25 protein-coding genes are annotated in these 24,475 nt (G+C 41.5%); 4 read left to right on the top strand and 21 right to left on the bottom strand.

The genetic code is table 11. From position 1 onward, the window contains the following. Window positions 1-10: 10 nt before the first annotated feature. On the top strand, window positions 11-1,681 hold the full coding sequence (locus ACFEL9_RS13885) for a sensor histidine kinase (RefSeq protein ID WP_385891001.1): 1,671 nt from the start codon (window positions 11-13) through the stop codon (window positions 1,679-1,681). Here the strand turns inward: ACFEL9_RS13885 and ACFEL9_RS13880 are convergent. Next, window positions 1,673-1,804, bottom strand: coding sequence for a hypothetical protein (locus ACFEL9_RS13880; protein ID WP_385890999.1), 132 nt, complete (start codon window positions 1,802-1,804; stop codon window positions 1,673-1,675). The genes ACFEL9_RS13885 and ACFEL9_RS13880 overlap by 9 nt on opposite strands. Window positions 1,805-2,007: 203 nt before the next feature. On the opposite strand from ACFEL9_RS13880, the gene ACFEL9_RS13875 reads away from it, so the two are divergent. After that, window positions 2,008-2,442 (top strand): response regulator, encoded by a 435-nt coding sequence (locus ACFEL9_RS13875; protein WP_385890996.1) that lies wholly within the window; start codon window positions 2,008-2,010, stop codon window positions 2,440-2,442. 279 nt (window positions 2,443-2,721) lie between these two features. Here ACFEL9_RS13875 and ACFEL9_RS13870 read toward each other — a convergent pair whose 3' ends face one another. After that, on the bottom strand, window positions 2,722-4,914 hold the full coding sequence (locus tag ACFEL9_RS13870; protein ID WP_385890994.1) for a TonB-dependent receptor: 2,193 nt from the start codon (window positions 4,912-4,914) through the stop codon (window positions 2,722-2,724). 115 nt (window positions 4,915-5,029) lie between these two features. Here ACFEL9_RS13870 and ACFEL9_RS13865 point away from each other — a divergent pair, with 115 nt between their 5' ends. Beyond that, window positions 5,030-5,326 (top strand): transposase, encoded by a 297-nt coding sequence (locus ACFEL9_RS13865; RefSeq protein ID WP_512701509.1) that lies wholly within the window; start codon window positions 5,030-5,032, stop codon window positions 5,324-5,326. Window positions 5,327-5,433: 107 nt separating this feature from the next. Here the strand turns inward: ACFEL9_RS13865 and ACFEL9_RS13860 are convergent, their stop codons facing one another. The 14 genes from ACFEL9_RS13860 to ACFEL9_RS13795 all read right to left on the bottom strand — a co-directional run bounded on the left by ACFEL9_RS13860 (window position 5,434) and on the right by ACFEL9_RS13795 (window position 18,644). Further along, window positions 5,434-5,886, bottom strand: coding sequence for a VOC family protein (locus ACFEL9_RS13860; RefSeq protein WP_385890990.1), 453 nt, complete (start codon window positions 5,884-5,886; stop codon window positions 5,434-5,436). A gap of 20 nt (window positions 5,887-5,906) precedes the next feature. Next, entirely contained in the window at window positions 5,907-6,458 is a 552-nt protein-coding gene (locus ACFEL9_RS13855) for a dihydrofolate reductase family protein (protein ID WP_385890988.1), read from the bottom strand. 730 nt (window positions 6,459-7,188) lie between these two features. Further along, a complete protein-coding gene (locus ACFEL9_RS13850; protein ID WP_385890986.1) occupies window positions 7,189-8,070 on the bottom strand; it encodes a helix-turn-helix domain-containing protein in 882 nt (293 codons plus the stop codon). A gap of 14 nt (window positions 8,071-8,084) precedes the next feature. Then, window positions 8,085-8,804, bottom strand: coding sequence for a bacillithiol biosynthesis deacetylase BshB1 (gene bshB1 / locus ACFEL9_RS13845; protein WP_385890983.1), 720 nt, complete (start codon window positions 8,802-8,804; stop codon window positions 8,085-8,087). After that, on the bottom strand, window positions 8,804-10,057 hold the full coding sequence (fabF, locus tag ACFEL9_RS13840; RefSeq protein WP_385890981.1) for a beta-ketoacyl-ACP synthase II: 1,254 nt from the start codon (window positions 10,055-10,057) through the stop codon (window positions 8,804-8,806). Before fabF ends, bshB1 begins: the two co-directional genes overlap by 1 nt. Next, on the bottom strand, window positions 10,054-10,680 hold the full coding sequence (locus tag ACFEL9_RS13835) for a pyridoxamine 5'-phosphate oxidase family protein (RefSeq protein WP_385890978.1): 627 nt from the start codon (window positions 10,678-10,680) through the stop codon (window positions 10,054-10,056). Before ACFEL9_RS13835 ends, fabF begins: the two co-directional genes overlap by 4 nt. A gap of 9 nt (window positions 10,681-10,689) precedes the next feature. Next, window positions 10,690-10,905, bottom strand: coding sequence for a hypothetical protein (locus ACFEL9_RS13830; RefSeq protein ID WP_385890975.1), 216 nt, complete (start codon window positions 10,903-10,905; stop codon window positions 10,690-10,692). Window positions 10,906-10,913: 8 nt separating this feature from the next. After that, on the bottom strand, window positions 10,914-11,327 hold the full coding sequence (locus ACFEL9_RS13825; protein WP_385890972.1) for a DUF1348 family protein: 414 nt from the start codon (window positions 11,325-11,327) through the stop codon (window positions 10,914-10,916). Window positions 11,328-11,338: 11 nt separating this feature from the next. Beyond that, window positions 11,339-11,974, bottom strand: a complete 636-nt coding sequence (locus ACFEL9_RS13820) for a thioredoxin family protein (protein WP_385890969.1) — start codon at window positions 11,972-11,974, stop codon at window positions 11,339-11,341. A 142-nt stretch (window positions 11,975-12,116) separates the two neighbouring features. Beyond that, the gene (locus ACFEL9_RS13815) at window positions 12,117-12,473 is read right to left on the bottom strand and encodes a SnoaL-like domain-containing protein (RefSeq protein WP_385890966.1); all 357 of its coding nucleotides are present in this window, start codon (window positions 12,471-12,473) and stop codon (window positions 12,117-12,119) included. A gap of 177 nt (window positions 12,474-12,650) precedes the next feature. Then, a complete protein-coding gene (locus ACFEL9_RS13810) occupies window positions 12,651-13,202 on the bottom strand; it encodes a carboxymuconolactone decarboxylase family protein (protein WP_385890963.1) in 552 nt (183 codons plus the stop codon). A gap of 1,280 nt (window positions 13,203-14,482) precedes the next feature. After that, window positions 14,483-14,866, bottom strand: coding sequence for a VOC family protein (locus ACFEL9_RS13805; protein WP_385890961.1), 384 nt, complete (start codon window positions 14,864-14,866; stop codon window positions 14,483-14,485). 283 nt (window positions 14,867-15,149) lie between these two features. Continuing rightward, entirely contained in the window at window positions 15,150-16,967 is a 1,818-nt protein-coding gene (locus ACFEL9_RS13800; protein ID WP_385890959.1) for a cytochrome c peroxidase, read from the bottom strand. A gap of 168 nt (window positions 16,968-17,135) precedes the next feature. Further along, entirely contained in the window at window positions 17,136-18,644 is a 1,509-nt protein-coding gene (locus ACFEL9_RS13795; protein WP_385890957.1) for a PhoX family protein, read from the bottom strand. 404 nt (window positions 18,645-19,048) lie between these two features. Here ACFEL9_RS13795 and ACFEL9_RS13790 point away from each other — a divergent pair, with 404 nt between their 5' ends. Beyond that, the gene (locus ACFEL9_RS13790) at window positions 19,049-20,257 is read left to right on the top strand and encodes a hypothetical protein (RefSeq protein WP_385890955.1); all 1,209 of its coding nucleotides are present in this window, start codon (window positions 19,049-19,051) and stop codon (window positions 20,255-20,257) included. Between the two features lie 13 nt (window positions 20,258-20,270). Here ACFEL9_RS13790 and arsB read toward each other — a convergent pair whose 3' ends face one another. From arsB to ACFEL9_RS13765, 5 genes are all read right to left on the bottom strand, one after another. Beyond that, window positions 20,271-21,347 carry an ACR3 family arsenite efflux transporter gene (gene arsB, locus ACFEL9_RS13785; RefSeq protein WP_385890953.1) on the bottom strand — a complete coding sequence of 359 codons (1,077 nt, stop codon included), beginning with the start codon at window positions 21,345-21,347 and terminating at the stop codon, window positions 20,271-20,273. An 8-nt stretch (window positions 21,348-21,355) separates the two neighbouring features. Beyond that, window positions 21,356-21,973 carry an arsenate-mycothiol transferase ArsC gene (locus ACFEL9_RS13780; RefSeq protein ID WP_385890950.1) on the bottom strand — a complete coding sequence of 206 codons (618 nt, stop codon included), beginning with the start codon at window positions 21,971-21,973 and terminating at the stop codon, window positions 21,356-21,358. 81 nt (window positions 21,974-22,054) lie between these two features. Next, window positions 22,055-22,384 (bottom strand): ArsR/SmtB family transcription factor, encoded by a 330-nt coding sequence (locus ACFEL9_RS13775; RefSeq protein WP_385890948.1) that lies wholly within the window; start codon window positions 22,382-22,384, stop codon window positions 22,055-22,057. Window positions 22,385-22,549: 165 nt separating this feature from the next. Further along, window positions 22,550-22,987, bottom strand: a complete 438-nt coding sequence (locus ACFEL9_RS13770; protein WP_385890945.1) for a hypothetical protein — start codon at window positions 22,985-22,987, stop codon at window positions 22,550-22,552. Between the two features lie 92 nt (window positions 22,988-23,079). After that, window positions 23,080-24,453 carry a beta-helix domain-containing protein gene (locus tag ACFEL9_RS13765; protein WP_385890943.1) on the bottom strand — a complete coding sequence of 458 codons (1,374 nt, stop codon included), beginning with the start codon at window positions 24,451-24,453 and terminating at the stop codon, window positions 23,080-23,082. Window positions 24,454-24,475: the final 22 nt, after the last annotated feature.

Here is a 24,475-nt window from a genome sequence, read left to right as displayed (position 1 = left end):
TAAAATCAGATTGGGAACACTGTTTCTCTTTTTATTACTGATATTATTGGGTGGCTTTAGCCTTTATTATCTCGCAAAACTAAAAACGGAATCGAGGAATATTATTAAGGATAATTATGAAACACTTGATTATTGCCATACTATGCAAAGGCAACTGGATGGTATTCGTTTGCATTCTCCGTCGGCGATTCAGGAGTTCGATCTTTATTTAAAAAAACAGGAAGCCAACATTACTGAACCCGGCGAAGGAAAGGCAACAAAAAGTTTACGGGAAGCATTTGACAACCTGGTGGGAGGTGACAGCAGTGAATTAAATTATAACCGCATCGAAAATTCTATCCAGGCCGTTCTCAGTTTGAATATGCAGGCAATAGAAAAGAAAAATAATTATGCCACCAGCTCATCCGAATCAGCAATCGCCACCATTACCGCGATTGCTACTATTGCCTTTATTATCGGGATAAGCTTTGTTTACAATTTTCCGGGGGTTCTTGTTACTCCCATCAAAAAGTTTACAGAAGCCATAAAAGAAATCTCTAAAAAGAACTACCGACACCGCATTCATTTGGAGAGTAAAGACGAATTTGGCCAGCTGGCAGGAGCCTTTAATGACATGACTGAGCGGTTAGAGGATTTTGAGAACAGTAACCTCAATAAACTCATTTTTGAAAAAACAAGAGCTGAAGCGGTCATCAATAGCCTGAAGGATGCGAGTATCGGAATAGACAAGAACAACTCGGTATTATTCGTTAACGAACAGGCTCTTCAATTGCTCGGGCTAAAAAGCGAACAAACTATCGGCAAATCGGTATCGGAGCTAAGCGATAAAAACGACCTTTTCCGGTTCCTGATCACTAATGAAAGCAATGCCCCTTTTAAAATTGTCATGGATGGAAAAGAAAATTATTTTGTCAAGGAACTGATCGAAGTGGGACAGGGAGAAACCAGTAATAAAGTAATCGTTCTGAAAAATATAACCTCCTTTAAGGAATTGGATGTAGCCAAGACTAATTTCATCGCCACCATTTCACACGAACTCAAAACGCCATTGGCTTCTTCAGATTTCAGCCTCAAACTTCTTGAAGATAACCGGGTTGGTACTTTAACAGGCGAGCAGAAGGATTTAATACAGCAAATAAAAAGTGACAACCAGCGAATGCTTAAAATATTAAGCGAATTGCTGAATATGTCGCAGGTAGAAGCGGGCAAAATACAACTCACCATTCAATCCGTTTCACCCAGCCAGGTAATTGAGAGTTCAATCATGGCGGTAAGGTCCACTGCCAAAGAAAAAGAAATAACTATTGAGCAAAATATTGAAAAAGATCTGCCGGATTTCAGGGCTGATGCCGATAAGGTTAGTTGGGTGTTGAATAATTTTCTGACCAACGCCATACGATACTCTCCTTTCGAAGGCACCGTGATAGTTGCTGTTGCAAAAGCAAAAAACCAGCTCTCTTTTGCAGTTACCGATCATGGTCCTGGCATTGACCAGGTCTATATCAACCAGATATTTGAACGCTATTTCCAGATCCCGGGAAGGTCAGATAAAAAAGGCTCCGGAATTGGCCTGGCTATATGCAAGGAGTTTATAGAAGCGATGGGAGGAAAAGTTTGGGTAAAAAGCCAGATTGGAGAGGGTAGCACGTTCGGATTCGACATTCCACTTGGTTTAAACTAATTTACTACAGCGATGGTCTGTCAGTGTAGAAGCCGTTCTTATTTTTTGCAATAATTTCCGGGGCAGTGCGTCCGCAGCTACGGTGATGGCTTCCACAGCTTCACCGATTTTTTTATACAACATACTTATAAACTGTAAAAAATAAGATATGGGCTGACAATACATGAATAATGGTCAGCATCTATTGCAAATAGGTTTCGTAGAATAACGGCTACATAAAAAATGTATTAGCAGCGACATTTTTTTCATGGCAATTGATGGCAACACTACTCCACTATTTTTATTCCTTTGCTGGATGAATTTTATGAAACTACCCTACTGAACTGATGCCAGATTCCAATATTCCCTTCACGCAGGCAACTCTATCCGTATCCCCTATGATTAATAAACCACTCTTCTCTATCGCCATCACTGATAATCATCATTTAATCCGGCAAACACTCTTTCGCATTTTGACCTCGTTTGGGTATGATGTGATCATTGAGGCAGAGCACGGTCAATCATTAATTGAGAAACTCGAAGCAGGTAAATTGCCGGATATCTGCATTATTGATTTAAAAATGCCGTTCCTGGACGGCTATAAAACCACGAGGTATATAAAGCAAAAATGGCCTTTTATTAAGGTGCTGATTTTTTCACTGGAAAATGAGACGCCGAATCAGCAAAAGGCATTCGCCTGCGGGGCTGATGCTTATGTATCAAAGCTTGATGGTCTTGACGTATTAGAAGAAGCATTGGAGAGACTTAAAAGTGGTATATAAAAGTTCTTCTGCTTTCCATTGACCCGCATGTGCTCATGGTCTGCGAAGATCCAATGACCATAAAGTTCTCACCTGGCTGTACTAACGCATCAGCACATCCACCGGTTCATACACCTCCTGAAACGGCCAACCCTGTTTCCATCAATTCTTCGCACAACGGCAGCTAAATCCTTCGGCCTGTTGTAAAGCTGTGCTTGTTGCGTTGTAAACATTATCAAAGGAAGACTTTGTCGCAATGCCTTCGGCAAACGGTTGCGGACACAGAAAATATCGCCGGTCTTAGAATCTCAGTTTTAACCCATAATTGACTACAATCCCATCAAGAGGCGCCCATACTTCCGTGAACTGCGGTGTATTGTATGGTGCAGATTTTAAACTTTCAAAATCCGTTTGTCGCAGATTGGTATAGTTCTCTACATTGCCAAAGAAGGTATAGTTCTTCCATGTGTGTTCGATCACCGCGCCAAATGTCCAGAAGGATCTTGACCTACGCCCATTGGAGAGTGGCTGGCTGCTTTTGAATTCATAGTCCAGCCCGATGCGCCATTTGCCGGGAATGGCATATAAGAGGTCGCCTTTCAAACTATGCCGGGGTGTTAGCGTCAGGCCGGCTTTTGTATTATTGAAATGATTGGTGGCATTGGTATAAGTATAGCCAACAAATAAAACAAAATCATAGAAGCCAAATTTAAAAAAGGTTTCGGCACCGGCACTTTGGGTATAGCCATTTGCATTTACAAAGTTGTAAAAACCGGATGTTGGTGTTGTTTGTTGCAGTATTAGCGGCTTATCCAAATAAGTATAGAAAAACATTTGGTTGAAATGGATAAAATAGTTTTCTCCCAATGTCACTTTATATCCAACGTCAATATTTCCTCCATAAGACTTTTCTGCCTGGGTTGTATTCCTGTCAACAGGCATTACATTCCGGTAGCCCGGCAGCTCCGCTTCCTGGTTAAAAATGCTTGCATTACGATAACCCATGCCGCCGCCGACTCTTGTAGTAAGATTTTTTGTCCACTTAAATAAAGCAGATACTCTTGGCAACACATACCATTTTTCATCAACAACATAATCAGTTCTTAACCCGCTCTCAATAGCCAGTTTGTCCCCCATGTCGAACGTGTAGTTAACAAAAGCACCCAATGTTTTATAATCTTCATTTCTCAGGATGGTGCTTTGCAAAGGTGTTTCATTAAAATCATCAGTATAAAAATTAAGCCCGGCGATAAACATGTTCTTGTCTTTCCTGTTGCTGTAAGTAGCTTCTGAAAACGATGATAACTGTTTGCCGGCAAACCTATATTCACCCAAAGAAAAAGACGGAGTAATGGACAAACTCCGTTTGAAAATATTAAAACTGTTCCTGATCGTTATCGTTTGGCGGATGTCAGGCTTATGATCAAATTTTACTTGCGTTGTAATACGGCTGATGTCATTTACTTCTTTGTAAAAATGATCGGAGGTAATCATTTCGTTGTTGACCAGGTTTACATCACCACCCTGTCTTTTTTCACTTGTAAATGTGGCGCCGGCTGATAACCGGGTACGATCTGTGAAATAAAAAAACAATTTTGGATTGAAGTTATACTTTGTCAGTTGGGGACAATCAGAATATCCGTCTTTGTCCGCATCAAATATTTTGTGAGTATTGCGTTGCGCCAATAATGTAAACCCGATCTTGTCTATTTTCTTACTTACAAAGCTGTTCACATCAAATGCACCGATATGAGAGGCATTCAAATGAATCAATGTTTCTTCTGTAGCCGGTTCTTTTGAAATCAGGTTGATCAAACCGGAAATAGCTCCGCCGCCATATAGCGTGGAGGCTCCACCTTTAATGTATTCAATTTGCCGCAGATCAAGCGGCGGGATTTGCATAATGCTCAATGAACCGCTAAAGCCGCCATATAACGGAAACCCATCTTTCAATATCTGGGTATAACGTCCGTCAAGTCCCTGGATACGGACATTGGCGGTATTACTGGTTGCCGAAGTTTGCTGCACCTGTATGCCCGTACTATGTGTAAGCAAATGGGCCACTTTACTTGGGTCCATAGTGGCGGCCTCATCAATTTCTTCTGTCAACACTTCTACGCGGGTAGGCGTATTGGCAATGCTGCGGTTGCTTCTTGTGCCCTGTACTACCACTTCTTCCAATGCTTCAGCTACCGGGACAAGCAACAATTCGGTGGCGGCAGTATCCAATAAAGGAAAAGTGAAAACAAATTCTTTTGTTTGATAACCTACATGGCTTATTACAATCGCCTGTCTTCCGACGGGCACCCCGGTAATAACTATTTCTCCTGCCCGGTTAGAAACAGCATGCAGCGTATCTCCTTTTAACGAAATGGAAGCTTCATCCAGTACTTCTCTTGTTACACTGTCTTTAATTATTGCCCTGAAGGTATTTTGAGTCCATGCGGCATTGAATACTAATAATGCCAAAACAGGCAATACTATTATTTTCATTTTTTGATTGCTTCTTCAAATTTAGCTCCATATCACCAACAACCGAACCAGGAAGACTTCATTGCTTCGGATACCTCATTAATCCGGTTGTTGGCATCAAACCTGCTTCGTCACACTGGATCAACAGGTATCACCCGGCAACCCGGCAAGACTTATGGATGCATTTGTTGACAAGCTTGACTTGCCAAAGCTTGGCTTTAATCGCACAATACCAAAGGGAGACGGTCGTCCGCCATATGCACCACCGGTGTTGTTAAAGCTATACTTGTATGGCTATTTGAACAAAGTACGCAGCAGCCGCAAATTAGAACAGGAATGTTATCGTAATATCGAACTACGCTGGCTGATGCAGGAGTTGTGTCCCAACTATCACACCATAGCGATGAAGATAGATTATGTCGTTCACCTGTGATTAGGTCAGCCGGGACAAATGTTCATCCGTGTTTATGAAGCTGATGGGATATTCCGTCAGCCCAAATAACGCAAAACTCAATGTTAGCGGTTCGTTGTTTTTTGTTTTCATTTGTTATTTAGTTGTTCTGCCAACCCAATTAGAAGTCCTTCTGTTCCGCGAATGTAGCATAGCCGATATATGTCTTCATATTGAACCACTTCGCCAACAAGTTCAGCACCTTGCTTTGTAAGTCTGGACACCAACTCGTTAATATTGTCAACTCTGAACATAATTCTTAGATACCCAAGAGAATTAACAGGTGCTTTTCGATGGTCAGAAATAGTTGTCGGTGTCAGAAATTTTGAAATCTCAAGACGGCTGTGCCCGTCAGGGGTAACCATCATCGCAACCTCTACGCTCTGATTGCCAAGTCCAGTTACACGACCTGCCCATTCTCCTTCAATCATTGCTCGTCCTTCAAGTTTCAGTCCTATTTCTGTGAAAAAAGAAATTGCATTATCAAGATTTTCTACAACGATACCAACGTTGTTCATTTCAAGTAATTTACTTTTTGTCATATCGTTTAGCGGTTAGTTTTTTACTGTCGTATGGGCTCGTAATAAAGCACGATTGCACCAGAACCAAGAGTTTTTGTTTTTAAAAGTTTAAAAATTGTCCTGTCTTTTATTTTGTCAAACAATGGCAGGCCTTTTCCAACTATGACAGGATGAACACAAAGCTGAAACTCATCAATCAAATTAAGGTTCATTAGCTGAATAATTAAACTCCGACTTCCAACTAAAATGTCTTTGCCCGATTGTTGTTTGAGTTCTGAAACTTCTTCTTCAATAGGTTGATTTGACAATTTAGCACTGTCCCATTCCGTATTTTTCAGCGTATGTGAAAAAACAATTTTGGGTACTTTGTCTATTGCCACTGCAAATTCGTCCATTGATTTTTCTCCTGATGGATTTTTTAGCAGTGTTTGCCAGAATTGCATAAGTTGGTAGGTCGTCCTTCCATATAGAGTTACCCCTGCATTGTCTAACAGTTCAGAGTAATGTTGATGTAATTCTTCGTCCGGAATTCCTGCTGTGTGGTCGCAAAACCCGTCAAGTGTCATATTGATTGCTGCAATTACTTTTCTCATATTTTTAAGTTTATGTCAATTATGCTCGTGGTCGTCCTACAATGACCGCTAACGATCGGGATTTACGAAGTGCCCACGGATGGAGCAGATGCGGGAGCGAAAGCCAGAGGCTTTCAGCGAAGCAGCTGCGAGAATCTGTGGGTACGTGTAAATTTATCGGGGCATTTTGTAAATCCTCATGTTCGCCGCAGGTGACTTGCACAAAGTTCACTACCCGATAAATTTACAAGTAAATCCCGATCGTTCGACCGCAATAGCTTAGGAGAAAAAGACCGGGAGTCCGCAAAGCGGACGAAGGGATTTTTCCTTGTGCGAGGCATTGCGGTCGAACGGGCAGGTATTGCCGAAGTGCAGGAAATAGAATTCCGTCCGCCCCGGAGGACCGCTGCTGAGTAAAGATAAAAAAGATGATGATATGCACATAGCTAAATAGATAAGGTCAAGCTGGATATGCAGCCCAACAGAATTACAAAAGCTGAAACACGGTTTCCGTCAGCCTGCATTTTGGCAATACCAATGTTGTATGTTCGCCCTTCGTTTTGGTAACTTGAATTGAACGTATGTGTCCACTGTGGCAGAGTGTGTCCCGAAAGCGTAGGAACAAGGCGGGCTCTTTTGCAAAGTTGGCTTTTGTGTGTCGGCTTTGTGTGCCTTGCAAATCTGCCCGATTTGGTGAGTTGGCTTATGTGTTGGCATTCTATTGTTGTCATTAGAAAATGAGTCTAAATAGCTACGCCATCGCCTTTGCATACCCCACCGTATCCCTGTACATCTGCGGCGATACATCTGCATTTACTTTGAAGAACCGGCTGAAATAATATTCATCTTCATACCCTAATTCGTAAGCAATTTCTTTCACGGTTTTATTAGTAAGGTAAAGTTCCCGTTTGGCTTCAATGATGATGCGTTCGTTTATTAAACTGCTGATAGTTTTATTAAAATGGTTCTTGGTAATTTTTGCCAGCGCCTTTGGTGTTATGTAAAGCATCTCCGCATAATCTGATGGCGAATGTTTGGTTTTAAAGTTCTCTTCAATGGCATCTTTTAATTTCTGCAGAATGAAGGGTTCTTTATTGTCCTTCATTTCTTCTGCTGCCTGTGTATGCTGCTGTGTTTTTAAACGGGATGCTGTTATCAAAAATATTTTTAAATACGAAACAAGCAATTCATATTGTGCCAGTGCCGGGTTTTGCATTTCAGTTTTTATCTGTTGGCAAAGCATTTCAAAAGTGGCAGCGGAAGGTTGATCCACTGTTACAAATGGCGGCTGATATACATTGTTGTACAATACCCCATTACAGGCTACTTCTTTGTGATGTTTATGGATGCAAAAAAAATCAGAATGAAAATGAATGGCTATTCCTTTCAGCGGTTTATCCATTGTAAACATATACGGCTGGTATGGGGCAAAGGCAAATAAACTTCCGGCTGCAAAATCATACTCAGCAAAATCGGCTTTTATTTTTCCATTGCCCTCTTTCACCCATATCAGTGAAAAATAATTCTGTCGTTGTATATGGTCAAAATGACTGTTGTCTTCAAATTCAAATAGTTTGAATGCAAGATTGCCGTTTTGCGGATTGATTAATGTAAATGTTGACTGATTGAGCATTGTTATCTCTTATATTAAATGAGTTGATAAAAGTTTGATACCCCAATATACCTGTTAGCTGTAAACCCCTCTGCATAAGCGGCATTAATGGGCCTTCCATAAATGCTGTTCATGCTTTTTATCTGGTTAATGAGGCCAAGTATTGAATTTGGTTCATTATCCTTTGGCTCTACAAATTGAGATTTAAATGACAGGATGGCTTCCATTTTTTTATCCATTTGTGCTGTGATGTCTATCACAAAAACGGGGTCAATAAAATAATCCTGTATGTAATGATAAACTGCCTGCGGTCTCCATGCTTCCTGTTCAACACCGTTGTAAAAAGTTTTTTTCTTTTTTAATCCTGATAAAAAAGCTGCATCCGAAACAAGTTTTGCTGCATTGGCATGGTCGGGGTGACGGTCATTTATGGCATTGGCTATAACAATTGCAGGGCGGTATTTTCTTATTGCCTCTATTATCAATAACCTGTTTGCTTCATTATTTTCAATACCACCGTCTGGTAAATTCAATTGCTTCCTTTGGTTAATCCCCATCAATACAGCCGCAGCTTCCGCTTCTTTTTTTCTTTCTTCCACAGTGCCATAGCTGCCCATTTCACCGGCAGTTAAATCAACAACAGCCACAGCTTTCCCCATTTCAATATGCTTAATCAATACACCGGCTGCGGCACACTCCACATCATCCGGATGGGCGCCAAAAGCAAGTATATCAACAGTTGAATCTACAGGCATCAGATATATTTTTTAAACAACACAGAAGCAATATGTCCACCAAAACCAAATGTGTTACTCATGGCATAATTAATTTCTTTTTGCTGTGCGGCACCTAAGGTTAAATTGAATCTGTCATTCCAACCCGGCTCCACTTCATCGGTGTTAATTGTTGGAGGCACTATGTTTTCCTGCACCGCTTTTACAGTAATAATGGCTTCGATGGCACCGGCTGCACCCAATAAATGACCGGTCATTGATTTAGTGCCGCTAATGTTCAAAGTGTTTCTTTCACCAAACACTCTTGCAATTGCTTTCAATTCACTCTCATCACCCAAAGGGGTGGATGTTGCATGTGCATTTACATAATCAACTGCATCCGGTGTAATGCCTGCATCATCTAATGCATCCAGCATTCCAAGATAAGCACCTTCACCTTCAGGATGTGTACCGGTTAAATGGTAAGCATCTGCGGCCATTCCACCACCCACCACTTCTGCAAGTATGTAAGCCCCTCTTGCTAAGGCACTATCTAAACTTTCCACCACCAGTGCCCCGCTTCCTTCACCCATAACAAAACCATCCCGCTTTATATCAAAGGGCCTTGATGCTGCCTGCGGATTTTCATTATGTGTACTCAACGCTTTGGAGGCATTAAATCCACCCACACCGCTTTCATTAATCGCCGCTTCCGAACCACCGGCAATTACAATATCTGCTTTACCCAACCGTATGTAATTAAATGCATCAATAATGGCGGTGGTAGACGATGCACAGGCAGAAATGGTAGAAAAATTCAATCCTCTTAACCCATGACGTATAGAAATGACTCCCGAAGGAATATCAGCAATAATCTTTGGAATAAAATAAGGATTGAACCTCGGGTTTTTATTTCCTTTAAAAAAATCTTCCAACTGGTCCTGGAAAGTTAAAATACCGCCGTTACCCGAACCCCAGATAACGCCAATCTTATTTTTATTAAGTGTTTCAAAATTTAATCCCGCCTGTTTTATGGCTTCCTCAGCAGCAGCAACAGCATACTGTGTAAACAAATCATATTTTCTCGCTTCATTCTTTTCAAAATAAGTTCCGGCATTAAAACCTTTTACTTCTGCAGCAAATTTTGTTTTAAATAAACTGCTGTCAAATTTTGTAATAAAGTCAACACCGCTTTTGCCGGCAACAATATTTTTCCAAAACTCATCCACCGAGTTTCCCAGCGGAGTAATGGCGCCCATTCCTGTTATCACCACCCGTTTTAATTCTTTGGTCATGCTTCCTTTTCTTTTAATCTTTGTTTCAGCTCTTTTACTTCCGCTTGCAATTTAGCTATATGTTTCAGTTGACCTGCAAAAGCTTCTTCAATGTCTTCTACTGTATATCTCGGTGTAATATGCTGCGGACAGTTCCAATCATAAGCTTCCACATGCAGCACCATCATCCGTTCAGGTTTAAATTTATAATCATTTAAATCCAGTAAATCATACAGCTTCGGGTCATCTTTCAGTTCCACAATTTCAGCTTTGGCCAGAATTTTTAACCTTGTTCTCGCTGGGTAATCCACCATTATCATTGCAACATTATTATTGGTGGCAATATTGCCAACAGAAATGTACTGCATGTTACCACGAAAATCTATAAAACCAATCCGTTTATCATCCAGCACTTTTACAAAACCTTTTGGTCCGCCACGGTGCTGTATGTATGGAAAATTATTTTCGCCAATACTCGTCATATAAAAACTGTCCCGCTGCGATATAAAATCAATTTCACTTTCCGTTAACCCATCTACATAAGTCTGTTTTTCCATTCTTGCATAACTTGCACGGCTTCCGTTTTTTTCCTGTAATGCTTTAACAGCATCCGTAAAAGCAATTGTTGCAAAATTTTTTGCCATGTTCTTTTTTTATTGTCCCGGCTTTTTGAATGCCTGCTCTGCTTTCGTTGTATCACTCACTTGTACTGCATCAATGCTGTTCAGCAGAGAAATAGCATTCTTAGTTACGCCTTTTACTGCAGAATTGTTTGCTTCCTGTTGTAAAACAACATCCCACAACGTATCTCCGCATTCATCAGGAAGCACAACCGGCTCATCATCGTAATTTAAAGTTTCTTGTTGCATATAATAATTTATTTGAGTTTTCTGTCTTTCGCATCAATCTCCACATCATTAATGCTTGCATAACGTTTAGCCATATAACCATTCTCATCAAACTCCCAGTTCTCATTTCCATAAGCACGAAACCATTGTCCCGCTGCATTTTGATACTCATACTCAAACCTCACAGCAATGCGGTTGCCGGTATGTGCCCAATATTCTTTTTTCAGTTTATAGTCTAATTCCTTTTCCCATTTACCGGTAAGAAATTGTACAATTTCATCACGGCCATTGATGAACTGGTTACGGTTTCTCCATTCACTAGCTACCGTGTATGCTTTTGAAACCCTCACCGGGTCTTTACTGTTCCAGGCATCTTCGGCCATTTGAATTTTTTGTTTGGAAGTTTCTTCCGTAAACGGAGGAAGCGGATGACGTTGTTCCATGTTTTGATTTTTTATGATAAACATTCCGGGCAAAATAAATTAGCCCTGAAAATTAATTGTGCTATTTCTTTTTCCAGCGATTGCTGTTTGTCTTTAGCATACCACAAATGAAGTTCATTGGCATAAGTGGCAGCAGTAGCCGGGTTAGCTTTTAATTCCTTCACCATCCTTTGTGCAATTGTTGGTCTTGGCCCCCAAATACCGGTTACATTATAATGCTCACCCAATTGAACCAGTTTGGGTATTGACCTTGTTCCATTGGTAAGGTATGCATTCATTAATTCATCGTTTTGGTCACGGTAAACCAATTTCATCTCAATCTTTCCTTCACTTAACTGTGCAATGGCGTTCAATGCAGGCAATGTTTGTGAAGCATCACCACACCAGTGTTCTGTCAAAACCAGCCAGTAAGTTTTATGCTTTAGGTTTTTCACCTGTGCAATAATTTCTGCGGATGGCTTATAAGTTTTCTCCACCCGGTGCATCCTGCGTTGATTCAGGTTGATGTATTCCTTTGTTTTCATGTTTGCATTCAGTGCCAGGTCTTCCGCCATCTGTTGTTTGTATTGATTATAACTGATTCCATTTTCAAGGTAATTTCTATAATCAGCTTTTGTTAATCCTTTCTGTTGTATTGTATTGGTCATTGTGTTTGTTTTACAGTACAAAGGTGCACCCAATTAATGCCATAAAAAATGGAAAATGGACGCAGGGGGATGGACAATTTTCCCTGCTACAGATTTATGTAATAAAAAAGCCGAGAATTGCTCCCGGCTTTTACCTTTACTTTTAACCATGATAATATCTTTCGTTGATGATTTTGCCATCTTTCCAGGTAGTGGATGCCACTTGTTCAATCCTTGCAATATCTTTTCCATTTACCTGTAATACCAAGGCAACATTGTAAAAAGAATGATTGCCATTTACAGCGGCATTACCTACTTCATAAGCGATAAAGCCCGTAACGTTATTGGCAGCCTGGAAAGCAGCGAGTGCAGCTTTTGCATTGGCTTTTCCGCTTATAACCGGGCCGTTGGCTTCCTGTGTTTGCACATCATCGGCAAAATATTTTTCCTGTGCTTCGGCTATCTCGCCTTTTTTAAGCATCTCTAATAAATCGTTGAGAGGAACATTGCTGTTTGTCATTGTATTAATTTTTAATTGTTTGATTATTGTTGACAGTACAAAGGTGCTTCAGTTATGAGCCTTAAAAAATGGAGAGTGAGCGCAAGTGGATGGACGATTTTCCCTGTTATGGACTTGTTTAATAAAAAAGCCGGGTGCAATCCCCGGCTTTGAATTTTTCATTACTGATTATAAATCTTAGTTAAGCACTGCTTCTGTTTCCAAAGCCGGTGCCAAAGGAAAATCAACCGGAATTTTAGTAAGGTTATGCAAATAGTTCATCGCTGTTTTATCACTCACTTGCAGAATGAGGTCAACTAAGTTTTCATTGGTATAACCTTGTGCAAAGAAATCATCAACCAATGCTGCGTCTGCATTGCCACGGTTACGGGTGATACTGGCAGCTAATTTCACCAATGCATTCAGTCTGGGGTTATCAGTTTTTTCACGGCGGATATCCAGCAGTTGTTCGTCTGTAAAACCATTCATTTTACCAATTACGGTGTGGGCACTTTTACAGTATAAACAATTGTTTACTTCGCTTACCACTAAATTAACCGCTTCTTTTTCTTTGTTGCTCAACGTGGTTTTGGCATTTTGATAAGCCAGGTAACGGCCTAATCCATTTTCAGAATAAGCGATAGCGGCATACAAATTCGGAACGAAACCCAGCGCTTTGTTTAAATTATCAAAGATGGTTTGATTAGCAGGTGCTACTTCATTTCTTGAGGGAACTGTGAATTTTTTCATTGTTTTATTTTTTAATTTTTGATGTCGTTATTGACAGCGCAAAGATGATTCGGTATCAACCCTTAAAAAATGGAGGATGAACGCAGATAGATGGATAATTTTCCATATTGAGCCGACTAAAGATATGTTGCTGATATGTTGTACTAATGATGATGGATACTCGTCAGCCGGGGTGGGTGGGTAGTGCGTTGGCATTTTTAGCTTTTGGCAAGGTTGGCATTGTGTCTGGGTTTTGTGTGCCTCGCAAAAAGCTAAAAATAGCGTTGGGCAGCATGGCAAAGTTTTAGGTCTTGCCAAACAGGAACAGTGTGTCCCCATATGGTGACATACAACGATCGGGATTTACGAAGTGCCCACGGATGGAGCAGATGCGGGAGCGAAAGCCAGAGGCTTTCAGCGAAGCAGCTGCGAGAATCTGTGGGTACGTGTAAATTTATCGGGGCATTTTGTAAATCCTTTTGTTCGCCGCAGGTGACTTGCACAAAGTTCACCGCCCGATAAATTTACAAGTAAATCCCGATCGTTCGACCGCAATAGCTTAGGAGAAAAAGACCGGGAGTCCGCAAAGCGGACGAAGGGATTTTTCCTTGTGCGAGGCATTGCGGTCGAACGAGTGTATTTCTGCTAAAATATGCTACCAACAATAGTAAAACAATATTTTCAACACCTTCTTTTTTAAGCCTATTAACAAAAAATGCGCTACTTCCTATTTGTAACGCAAATACAACCCAGGCCAGTTTATATCAACCGGCAATGATCGTTCGGACATTTGGCATACACCCCAATGACAAAACCGGAATAATTCATTATCCAGGTTTTTTTATTGACTCAATTAACAGTTCCATACCTGCTGATAGTTATTTTTTCTGCCAATCGATGCTATGGTAATACCAAATACTGGTTCTGACATATAAACCCTTACGCTTTAATTCAATGATTGCGTACAAGTACCCCGCAGGTTTCCGTAAACAAAATTCTACAGGCAGGCAGGTAATTTCATTACCCGGAAATGACAGCTATGTCTATTTTTTAAGGTGGCGGTTCGTAGTTTCTTTGTACTGCAAGCAAAGCGTTGATCCGTTCCTTACAAAAATCCAATCCATTGAAAACGTTTTGATCCGTACCCTATCGAAAATCCGTGCTGAAGTTTTTGTGGTGATAACAAGGCTTTCAATCACGTGAATAAATAAAGCGGCAATATGCCGCTTTATTTTTTAATTCATCTTGTGATGCCGTTGGCATTACGCTTTATTATCATTTTTTCATTGAACCTCTTTTAATTATTCCTGTGAATGAAGCGCTACCTTATTTCCTTCTGTGTCCTGGAATATCGCCATGTAGCCAATTTCGGGTGTAATCTGTGTTTTAGGGCTTAGTACCGTGCCGCCCATGCCCTCAATTTTTTCAAGTATGGAATCCATGGAAGGGTTGGCGTTTAAATAAATGAGTGGCCCATGCTGACCGGGCTGATGAAACTCTCCCTGCACTAATGCGCCGGACAGCTTGCCGCTGCCCATTGTGTAGGGGAAGAAAGCCATTTGCATTCCCATCATTTCGGATTCTTCCATATGCATACTGAAGGCTGCCTGGTAAAAATGTTTGGCCCGTTGCATATCTGTAACGGGAATCTCAAACCAGTTAAGGCTGTTGGTTGTAGCATCCATAGTAATAAGTTTTAAAGGTGTTTTATACAGAGCAATTTAGAGATTAATTAAAATGAACAAGCAGCGCTGAATTGAATTAACAGAAAGTTCTTGTGATGCTATGAAATGCAATGCGTGCAGCCAAAATTTTCGCTTATCCAAACCCACCCCTTTGGAATCTTTGTTATGCGCAATCACTTCTTCCCCTCGGGCGGAAGGGATGCAGCGTTTATTAAACTGCAAAAGCTAAGAACCTAACGCAGCGAAAATTGGAATGGATCCACTGAAAGCTAATGAAATCATATCAACGCTGACGGTTAATAACCGTATCATTTAATGTTTTTAAAAAAGCGACCATGGCTTTCTTTTCATAAGCGCTTAGCTTCAATCGTTCTTCGGGCAGGGTTTGATGATCTAACCTGAGCCCCCATCCTTTTCCGCCGCCCCTGTCATAAAAGGCTATCACTTCTTCCAGCGTGTTGAATACACCATTGTGCATGTAAGGCGCTGTCAGTTCGATGTTGCGAAGTGTTGGTGTTTTGAAGGCAAAGCGATACAGATCAATCTTGTGATTGTAATATTTTCCCTGATCCGCATCCAGTTGCGGCTGCAGCGTATCGGTAGTGGCAGGTACACCAATTATCTCCGCATCGATCTTTAAGAATTGCGGCGGATTAGTACCATTGAATAAAGGGACGAAATGACAAGTACCGCATTTACCCTTACCCATGAATAAATTGAAGCCGTCAATCTCCACCTGGTTCATCGCCATGTTATTTCCCTGCATATACTGATCAAATCTTGAGTTGAGGGCAATAAGGGAACGTACATAGGCTGCTATGGCATTTTTTATATGATGTTCATTGATCTCTTCTTCCTGATAGGCCTTTTTAAAAAGTTGCTGGTATTCTCCGTCCTCTTTTAAAAACTTCACGGCAGCCGACAGCGATCCATGCATTTCATCTTTATTTGTAATCACCGCTTTGGCCTGGTCTTCGAGATAGGCGACACGGGTATCATAAAACAGTGCAGGTTGCAAGGCTGCATTCAACAGCGTGGGTGTATTTCTTCGGAGTGAAGCCAAACCATTCAATGCCTTATTGGTTTTTAACCCATCCGTAAAAGCCTTATCAGGCTGGTGACAGGAGGCACAGCTCCTGCTTCGATTCACCGACAGTACCCGATCATAAAAAAGTTTTTCACCCAGCGCTATTTTCACCGCCGAAGAAGCAGAGGCGGCATCGGGGGTATAAAAATCGGGATTAAAAATACCTGCGGCGAATAAATGCCCGGCACCGGCCTTCAACAACCGGGGCTCATTGAATACCGGGATATCCAATTCGTTTTGCAGGGCCAATATATTTTCCGCTAACGGGTCGAGGTACCGGGTTATTAACTGCATACGGTCAAGCGCAATAAAATCGTGCTGTGCAGCCAGGTATTTTTGTGTTGCCTGCAACAAGCTATCTATAGTTTGCGAGGTTTTATTTTTTTGCAGGTACGATGACAGGTAAAATTGTATTCCCTTAACGGAAGCAGCCGCTTCGTTGATGCTGTTTTGGGCAATGGGAGAATCAAAACCTGAAATACCAAGGGTGATGATGCGGAACAACTGTAAACGTAAAGCATCAAAAACATGCGCATCGGTGGTTTCTAAATTAAGCGCCGCTTTCTGTAAACGGGAAATATTGGAACGAAGCAATGCGATTTGCTGCAGCAATTCTTTGTTTGAACTGCTGTCATAGACGGGAAATAAAAATTCTTCGATCACCTGGAAGCCTTCCGGTTCGATAGTGATCGCTTTATTTTCAGGTTCTACTTCCTGTAAGGCAGGGCCATTGATAAACCTGGCAGTATACGGCTGATAGTATTCTGCCAGCCATTCTATTTGTTTATAGGCATATTTTGCCTTGTAAAACTGCTGTTGAAGGTCAGTGACAGCAACGTTCTTCTTCGTCAAAGCTATAAGCGTATCAACCTGCTTTAGCAGCGCTTCGATATCACCCTGGTAAGCGGCGACCACCTGTTCCGCTTTTGTTTCTTTTTTTGAATGGAAACAAGCGGCCCATATTAAAATTAAACAGGCTAAACAACTGATGGCAATAACCCATGTTTTTTTCATATGTTATTCGCTATTGTTTTTTTGCTATATGGAATCTTGCCTATCGGCAGACAGGTTCGCCAAATAATCATCTTGGTTGGTGATAAGCACTTCATGGCTCATTTCATTGCTAAAAAAGAAAAATTCCCCGGACCCTGAAGCCCGGGGAAAATCAATAGAAATTAGTTTTTATTTGGGCAAGCCCTGTAAAATAACGATTTGGCTTCCCTGTTTTTCGCTGGCTCTTTTGGAACCGCCATCCACACCGGCAAATTTTGCATCGGTCCATGAATGGGGCTGGATGCACAGTATAAATGTATTGGGCAGATGTACCAGGTCAGAAATATCCACCAGGGCACCATATTCCCAGCTTCCTTTTTTCGAAACGCCATTGACATTATATTTGGCTGCGTCGGCTTCATTTCTGCGATGATCCAGTTCAAAAACTTTTTTCAATTCACCCGTTGCTATGCTGAACTGATAAACGTAGGCGTCATGCTCCTCGGAGCCATAGGTATTAGAGTCTTCCTGGATGTAAACATAGTTTTCCGTAACCATGATATTGTCCGGGTTTTGAAAATCCTTTGCGATGCCATTATTGTCATCACCATCGAGTATGCAGGTCAATTTTCCTTTGAGGGGATCGGAAGGGTCCAACTCCAGCTTGTATACACGGCCCATGACGGTGCGGGATAAATCGGTATTAACGCCGGAGGGATCCTGGCCTGTAACGTTGAAATAAATTTCCCTGCTATTTCCTTTGCCTTTGCGATAGTCAATATCTTCTACCCGGCCAAACTTGATAGCTTGCAAGGGATCGACCAAAGCCTGTATCTGGGTACCGGTTAGGGTTTTGTGATTTTCAATTTTTACAAACTCCACCCCGTAGGTAGTTCCTACCGTCATGGCTGTTTCTTTTTGTACGCCATCTACCCTTTTCAACATGTATTGACTTCCGTTTTCCAGATCACCCGTGATATCTGATTTATACATTGCCAGCTGTCCGCCACTTGCGTCTGAGGCATCTTCGCCGGTGATGATAATGGTTTTACCAGGATAAGCATGTTTGCTTAATGGTACTGCATTTTCAGCACTCCATTTACCCAATCCCGGCAAACCTTTTGCGACATTGGGGCTCAAACTTGTGGCAAAGGGATCAATGCCATGAATCATTGCTTCCGAATTACTTTCACCGGCAGAAAGATAAAGGGGACCAAAACCATTTTCCTGCGGAGTTGCCATCGTACCCGAGCAGAGGCGCCAGGTACCGCCATCCGAGTTTAATGCATACTCACCACGAAGTGGTTTTAAATTCTTATCTAAAAAGAGCCTTGCAACAGAATAATTGTCTTCGTTGTTCACCATCATAATATATCCATCACCATCAGGATTTTTTACCAATCCTGCGCCGTCAGCCGAGCCGGCAAAACGAAAGCCTGTAAATTCATCATCGCTGCTGATGAGGCTGTAAATATTCACCGCTTCAAAACCCGGCATTTTTTTGATTAATGCAGGTGTTACCGAATAATTCTGAAGCCTCGATGCTTTTAGGGCTGCCAGTGCGTTAGCTTTTTCAGCAGTATCAGTTACTTGTTCTTCTTCTGAAGTTGCTTTTAAACTTTTGGAACAGGAATCAGCAAGCATGACTGTGGCAACAGCCATGGCGCAAATCGACAAAGGTTTGATGAGTTTTATCATTACAGAAACGTTTTAATGTATCAAAGGTGAAAGGTGGGAGTTAGCAAATCGTTACGCAGATATGAAGGGATTGTGAAGAAAAGGAAGAATGCATTCTTATATGCCTGGGCATAAAAAAACCACCCCGGGCTGCTTGCTCCCCGGGATGGTAACTGCATGAGAAATTGCTTACAATGGACAACTGCTAATCCATCTGTAGCCTGGAACGACGTTGTTGAAAGAACTGGTGCAAAGATGCCCGCCCACTGTTACAACAGGGTTATCACAAGGTTATTAATGCATTAACTCCCCTGATAAACTACATCCAGGTGATGGCGATGACCATAGGCAAGTTTTTGCCTGACCGGAAAAATTTAATATTACCTTATTGTTAAGTTTTCTATCTTTAAAGAGATAAGGTTCCTTTGAAAATTGCTGCCCTCATATTATCCCTTGCGCTGCTAAGCGGTGTTTTCGCCCCGCCAGCATTTACCCAAAGTCATCACAGCCCGGTGCGTTTTGATTTTTATGGCGATACTATTGCATTTGATTTTGATCCGGCAACAAGAGTGGAGTTTAACGGACCGCTTTCTGCGGATAACATCCAATCTTTTTACGAGGCTATCAGCAAAACCAATTACCAACCCATCGTATCTGCCCTGCTGAACTATAAAGAAGAATATAAGCCCGACGACTGGTTGTTTTATCAACTGATCCGGAAGACTGCGCAACAAATAAGCCCCAAGGCGGAGAATTATGAACGTTATACCCTGTATAAATGGTTCTTTTTATCCAAATCGGGCTATGACGCCACGCTGGCCATTTCAGCCAACCGCATTCTTTTTTATGTGCAGAGTGATGAGAACATTTATAATATTCCGTTCCGGGTGTGTGATGGCAAACAGTATGTCTGCCTGAACTATCATGACTATGGGAGCATCGACTTCGACAAAGAAAAATTCACCGGGTTAGCCGTTAAAAGGTCCGAAGCACAGAAAGCCTTTTCGTATAAAGTGACCAGTTTACCCGGGTTTACCGCTGCTGACTATGAAGAAAAAGATATTTCCTTCAATTACTATCAAACCAATTATCATTTCAAAGTAAAGCTGAATCCGCAGGTAAAAACCATTTTTGCTAATTACCCGGTGGTTGATTATGCCTCGTATTTCAATATACCGTTAAGCCAGGAAACCTATCGTTCGCTGATCCCTTCGCTGAAGAAAAATATAAAGGGAATGAATACCCGCAATGGCGTTGACTACCTGATGCGTTTTACCCGTTATGCCTTCCTGTTTGAAAAAGACGCAGATGCTTTTGGTAAAGAAAAAAGAATGTCGCCGGAAGAAACTTTACTGTATGGTCAAAGCGATTGTGAAGACCGGGCCGCTTTGTTTTTTTACCTGGTAAAAGAAATTTATAACCTGCCGATGATTGTGCTGGCTTATCCCAAGCATGTGACGATTGCCGTAAAATTCGATAAGCCTATCGGCCATGCGATTGTTTATAACGGCAGCAAGTATTCTGTCTGCGAACCTACGCCGCAACGGGACGATCTGCAGGTGGGACAATTATTGCCCGACCTGAAAAAGAGCTCCTATGAAGTGGTGTATGCCTATAATCCCCAAAACCACTAAAGGAGGGCAAGAGCTAAGCAATTTGTGGTTTTGAATAATATTTATTCCGCAGCCAGAATGCCACATTGACCAATGCAATCAGAGCAGGCACTTCCACCAGGGGGCCTATTACCCCGGCAAATGCCTGGCCACTGTTAATACCAAATACACCAATGGCAACTGCGATGGCTAATTCAAAATTGTTGCCAGCCGCTGTAAATGCAATTGAAGTATTTGTTGAATAATCAGCCCCCATTTTTTTACCAATAATGAAGCTCACCAGGAACATGATGACAAAATAAATTACCAATGGTATGGCAATGCGAAGTACATCAAAGGGTATCTGCACGATCAATTCGCCTTTCAGGCTAAACATTACGATGATGGTAAACAGTAAAGCAATTAAAGTTATTGGGGAAACAAAAGGAATGAATTTTGTTTGATACCATTCTTCGCCTTTGATTTTTATCAGGATGTATCTTGTGAAAAAACCCGCAACGAAGGGAATACCTAAATAAATAGCCACACTCTCTGCTATCTGCCCAATAGTTATGTCTACGACTGAACCTGTGAAGCCAAATAAAGGCGGAAGTACAGTAATAAATACATATGCATAGACACCAAACATCAACACCTGGAAAATACTGTTTAATGCCACCAGGCCTGCGGCATATTCCCTGCTCCCCTCAGCCAATTCATTCCACACAATTACCATAGCAATACAGCGAGCCAGGCCAATCAGTATAAGACCTATCATGTATTCGGGATAACCTTTCAAAAATGTAATGGCGAGAACAAACATAAGGACGGGACCAATAATCCAGTTGAGCAACAGAGATACACCTAATACTTTAGTATTTTTAAATACTTCCTTTAGTTTATCATACCTGACCTTGGTAAAAGGCGGATACATCATCAGGATCAGACCAATGGCCAGTGGAATATTGGTCGTACCACTCGAAAACGAATTAATAAAAGCTGAACTGGATGGAAAGAAATAGCCAATTCCCACTCCTATTGCCATTGCGAGGAAAATCCACAGTGTAAGGTATCGATCTAAGAAACCTAATTTCTTTCTTTCGTGTGCCGGTGCACAATTGTTCGCACTCATACGCTGGATTATTTATCAGTAAGTTTTGAAAAAAGGTATAAGCATTCCATGGCTATCTGGTTGCTCCGCTCAGTATACTTTTCATCCTGGAGTATAGTATTGTCAAATGCTTTTGGGTCGTTGTAAGTTGTTCCGATACGAAGCTGAGAGCCTGGAATAAAAGGACAGTTTTCTTCTGCCTCCGAGCATGTCATTATAGCTGCGAAATCCTGGGAGGGATTGCCGGGATGGTTATATACTTTAGAAAAGCAGGTGACAAATTCAGTTTCAGAAAAATATACTTCGTAAACAGGATTGTTGCTTTCATCAGTTTTCTTTACATCGAAGCCTGTTGCACGCAATGCCTTAATTGCATTTGGATTAAAGGCAGTGGCTTCTGTACCACCGGAAAATGTTTGTATGTTTTCAATGCCGTAATACGCTGCTGCAACCGCTGCCCACACCTGGCCGAAATGACTCCGGCGGGAATTATGTGTACATACATAAACAAGCTTACTGGGCTCATTATTTGTCGCCTTGCTTTTGATGAAGGCAGCAATTTTTTCCAAAAGTATTTTCCGTTCTGCGGGTATTTCCCTGAAATTTTTAGCCAATGCATCACAACGTTCTTTAATGGAAAGAAACATATTTTATTTTTTAATTAAACTAAAAGGCAAATATATTTATTGGTTTATTGCATTATTACGATCAATGAACATAAAAAAAAATCAACAACAATTATCCTTTGCTTTGTAGGCAACAAAGAAAGTCTCGAATTCTTTTTTTACCTGTTGCCATACTTTTTCATCAATACAATAGCTCACGCTTGTGCCCTCGACACAGCCTTTTATTATGCCGATGTTTTTTAATTCTTTTAAGTGCTGGGAAATGGTGGCCTGTGCCAATCCTAGTTCCTCTACCAGGTCACCACAGATACAAGCTTGTGTTTTAACCAAATGCTGAATGATAGCAATCCGAGCCGGGTGGGCCAGGGCTTTAAGCATGGTAGCCAATTTATTTTGCCTGGCCGTAAATATTTCCGTTTTTGTAATGCCCATTGCATCGCAATATTACGATGCATAAAAATGATACCCAAATTAAAAGTTCTCTAACCATTCGCTGTCTGAAGAAATCAACGTGGCTGAACAAATTGTTACCAGATCTTAGAAGAGTTCCTAAGATGTAGTCTATACCTATAATTCCAAAGATCAGCGGGAACCCGATTAGTTTACTGCCGCTTTTGGTTCTACTGCTTTTTCTTGCAACCCGTTCAATAAGTTTTTTACTTCATCACTCATTTTTACAAAATACTTATTGCCTGTTTTGATAAAGAAAAGTGTCATGCATTCTTTGGTGCGGGTAAAGTAAGCGATATAGACTGCATCCCCTTTACCATAGTAATAGATCTTTCCCTGGGTAGCGCAGGTGTCATTTGCCGTAATTATTTCCCCGTTTATATCGGCAGCAATTAAAGACAGGGAAGTTTTGTCAAACAATTTGGTCATGCTGAAAAAACGCGGATTGCCGGGTTTGTGATAATACATAATTGCTGCGCTGTCGCAGGAGGTTAATTCCGGCAACAAGTTCTTTTGAGCCGGCTCTTTACAAGACAGGATCAGCAAGGATATGAGAGCAAAGACGGCTATCGTAATTCTAAACATGCTTTTTTATTCTATTCACAAATTTCTAAAAAAGAACGTCCTGAAAAATATCCAGGACGTTCGTGAATTATAAAGAGATCACTTATTTTTTATTAATAGCTGGCATTCTGCGGATCCCAGTTGGTCCAGCCAGAAGTCCAGTTGGTAGTTCCCATTGCACCGCGATAAGTGGGCTTTTCAAAAAAGCTGTTCATACCATCATAGTTGGAGCCAGCTAATGCAGGCGAACCCGTTTTAGGAAGAAAGTTTGGCGAGGTAGAATAAAAAGGATTTTCCAGCTGAATATCTTCAGCGTTGGTATAGGTTATACAGCCTTCGCTTTCCGCCTTACTCTTAATACCCTCATCTGTAAGAATGGTAGGTTTAACAGTTGGAGAGCCATTTGAAAGAACGATTAAATATGGTTTTGTTACCGCGTGTACCAGGTTGTTTTTGAATTCGGAAATGTTATCTACGTAAGCCTGGGCCGTACCGTCTGACTCAAGACCGAAACCACCTTTCTGATAACCCATTAAAATTGAGTTTCTCAATACAAACTGTACTCGTCTTCTCCAACGGTTAGCTATGTTATGATTGGTAGCTGTCCCTGTTGCATTGTTAGGTCCAACAAAGGTAAAGTTGCTCAACTGCGGACGTGTATTTGGTGTAGCTGTGGTTCCGGAAGCATCGTTGTCAGCTTCAATTCCATTGCCTGCGTCACCGGCATCAACAAAATCAGGCTTTCTCATGGAGATGCCAAACTGGATCTTACCGGTATAACCAAAGTCGAAATCGAAATCATCATCGGCTGTGGCTAATGCGATCAGGTTTTTGGCATTTACTGTACCACCGAAAAACTCGTATGCATCATCATTGCCAAATGACACCTGTACGTTTTCAATGATAGTACCAGCGCCTACTCCACCTAATGTTAAGCCGTTGATCTCAGAACCGGGTTCAGCGGCAATACCAGCAAACTCGATACGAACAAAACGAAGAATACCGCTTTCATCATTGGGATCGGTGCCGCCATATTTACGACCCACACCACCTTCGATAGTAGGTGCAGGATCCAGGGGACGATTGGTTGGCGCCTTACCCAACAGGATGATGCCGCCCCAGTCGCCGGGAGCTCTTTGCCCTGCAGGCTTACCGCTGGTGAAAACGATTGGGTTGGCAGCTTTACCATCTGCAATCAGCTTGCCGCCTCTTTCGATAATCAAAGCTCCTTTTTCCGTAATGTCGCTTTTAATAACAGACCCTGCCTCAATGGTCAATGTAGCTCCTTCCGTAACGTACACATAACCTTTCAGTGTATATGTTCCTTTTGCCAAAAAACGGCTGGATGAAATGGTTCCGGAAATTGTATTGTCTGTACCCGGATCTACCGGAGTGGTTGTTCCGTCGTCGTCAAACTTCACCTTTACACAAGAGGTAACACTGAGGATGGACACGAGAGCCAGTGTACCAAAAAGGATCTTCTTCATATTCGTTTTGTTTTATTTTTGT

This window comes from Terrimonas alba (assembly GCF_042434975.1).
GTDB classification, from domain to species: domain Bacteria; phylum Bacteroidota; class Bacteroidia; order Chitinophagales; family Chitinophagaceae; genus Terrimonas_B; species Terrimonas_B alba.
Note: the sequence above shows the minus strand (reverse complement) of the source record. Positions and strands in the feature narration are given on the sequence as shown.

Excerpts from the sequence above, each read along its gene's own strand:
- ACFEL9_RS13810 (WP_385890963.1), bottom strand. The coding sequence starts at position 13,202 with ATGAAAAAATTCACAGTTCCCTCAAGAAATGAAGTAGCACCTGCTAAT.
- arsB (WP_385890953.1), bottom strand. The coding sequence starts at position 21,347 with ATGAGTGCGAACAATTGTGCACCGGCACACGAAAGAAAGAAATTAGGT.
- ACFEL9_RS13855 (WP_385890988.1), bottom strand. The coding sequence starts at position 6,458 with ATGAGAAAAGTAATTGCAGCAATCAATATGACACTTGACGGGTTTTGC.
- ACFEL9_RS13800 (WP_385890959.1), bottom strand. The coding sequence starts at position 16,967 with ATGAAAAAAACATGGGTTATTGCCATCAGTTGTTTAGCCTGTTTAATT.
- ACFEL9_RS13815 (WP_385890966.1), bottom strand. The coding sequence starts at position 12,473 with ATGACAAACAGCAATGTTCCTCTCAACGATTTATTAGAGATGCTTAAA.
- ACFEL9_RS13870 (WP_385890994.1), bottom strand. The coding sequence starts at position 4,914 with ATGAAAATAATAGTATTGCCTGTTTTGGCATTATTAGTATTCAATGCC.
- ACFEL9_RS13820 (WP_385890969.1), bottom strand. The coding sequence starts at position 11,974 with ATGACCAATACAATACAACAGAAAGGATTAACAAAAGCTGATTATAGA.
- ACFEL9_RS13765 (WP_385890943.1), bottom strand. The coding sequence starts at position 24,453 with ATGAAGAAGATCCTTTTTGGTACACTGGCTCTCGTGTCCATCCTCAGT.
- ACFEL9_RS13825 (WP_385890972.1), bottom strand. The coding sequence starts at position 11,327 with ATGGAACAACGTCATCCGCTTCCTCCGTTTACGGAAGAAACTTCCAAA.
- ACFEL9_RS13775 (WP_385890948.1), bottom strand. The coding sequence starts at position 22,384 with ATGGGCATTACAAAAACGGAAATATTTACGGCCAGGCAAAATAAATTG.
- bshB1 (WP_385890983.1), bottom strand. The coding sequence starts at position 8,804 with ATGCCTGTAGATTCAACTGTTGATATACTTGCTTTTGGCGCCCATCCG.
- ACFEL9_RS13880 (WP_385890999.1), bottom strand. The coding sequence starts at position 1,804 with ATGTTGTATAAAAAAATCGGTGAAGCTGTGGAAGCCATCACCGTAGCT.
- fabF (WP_385890981.1), bottom strand. The coding sequence starts at position 10,057 with ATGACCAAAGAATTAAAACGGGTGGTGATAACAGGAATGGGCGCCATT.
- ACFEL9_RS13830 (WP_385890975.1), bottom strand. The coding sequence starts at position 10,905 with ATGCAACAAGAAACTTTAAATTACGATGATGAGCCGGTTGTGCTTCCT.
- ACFEL9_RS13835 (WP_385890978.1), bottom strand. The coding sequence starts at position 10,680 with ATGGCAAAAAATTTTGCAACAATTGCTTTTACGGATGCTGTTAAAGCA.
- ACFEL9_RS13860 (WP_385890990.1), bottom strand. The coding sequence starts at position 5,886 with ATGACAAAAAGTAAATTACTTGAAATGAACAACGTTGGTATCGTTGTA.
- ACFEL9_RS13875 (WP_385890996.1), top strand. The coding sequence starts at position 2,008 with ATGCCAGATTCCAATATTCCCTTCACGCAGGCAACTCTATCCGTATCC.
- ACFEL9_RS13805 (WP_385890961.1), bottom strand. The coding sequence starts at position 14,866 with ATGGATGCTACAACCAACAGCCTTAACTGGTTTGAGATTCCCGTTACA.
- ACFEL9_RS13770 (WP_385890945.1), bottom strand. The coding sequence starts at position 22,987 with ATGTTTAGAATTACGATAGCCGTCTTTGCTCTCATATCCTTGCTGATC.
- ACFEL9_RS13795 (WP_385890957.1), bottom strand. The coding sequence starts at position 18,644 with ATGATAAAACTCATCAAACCTTTGTCGATTTGCGCCATGGCTGTTGCC.
- ACFEL9_RS13780 (WP_385890950.1), bottom strand. The coding sequence starts at position 21,973 with ATGTTTCTTTCCATTAAAGAACGTTGTGATGCATTGGCTAAAAATTTC.
- ACFEL9_RS13850 (WP_385890986.1), bottom strand. The coding sequence starts at position 8,070 with ATGCTCAATCAGTCAACATTTACATTAATCAATCCGCAAAACGGCAAT.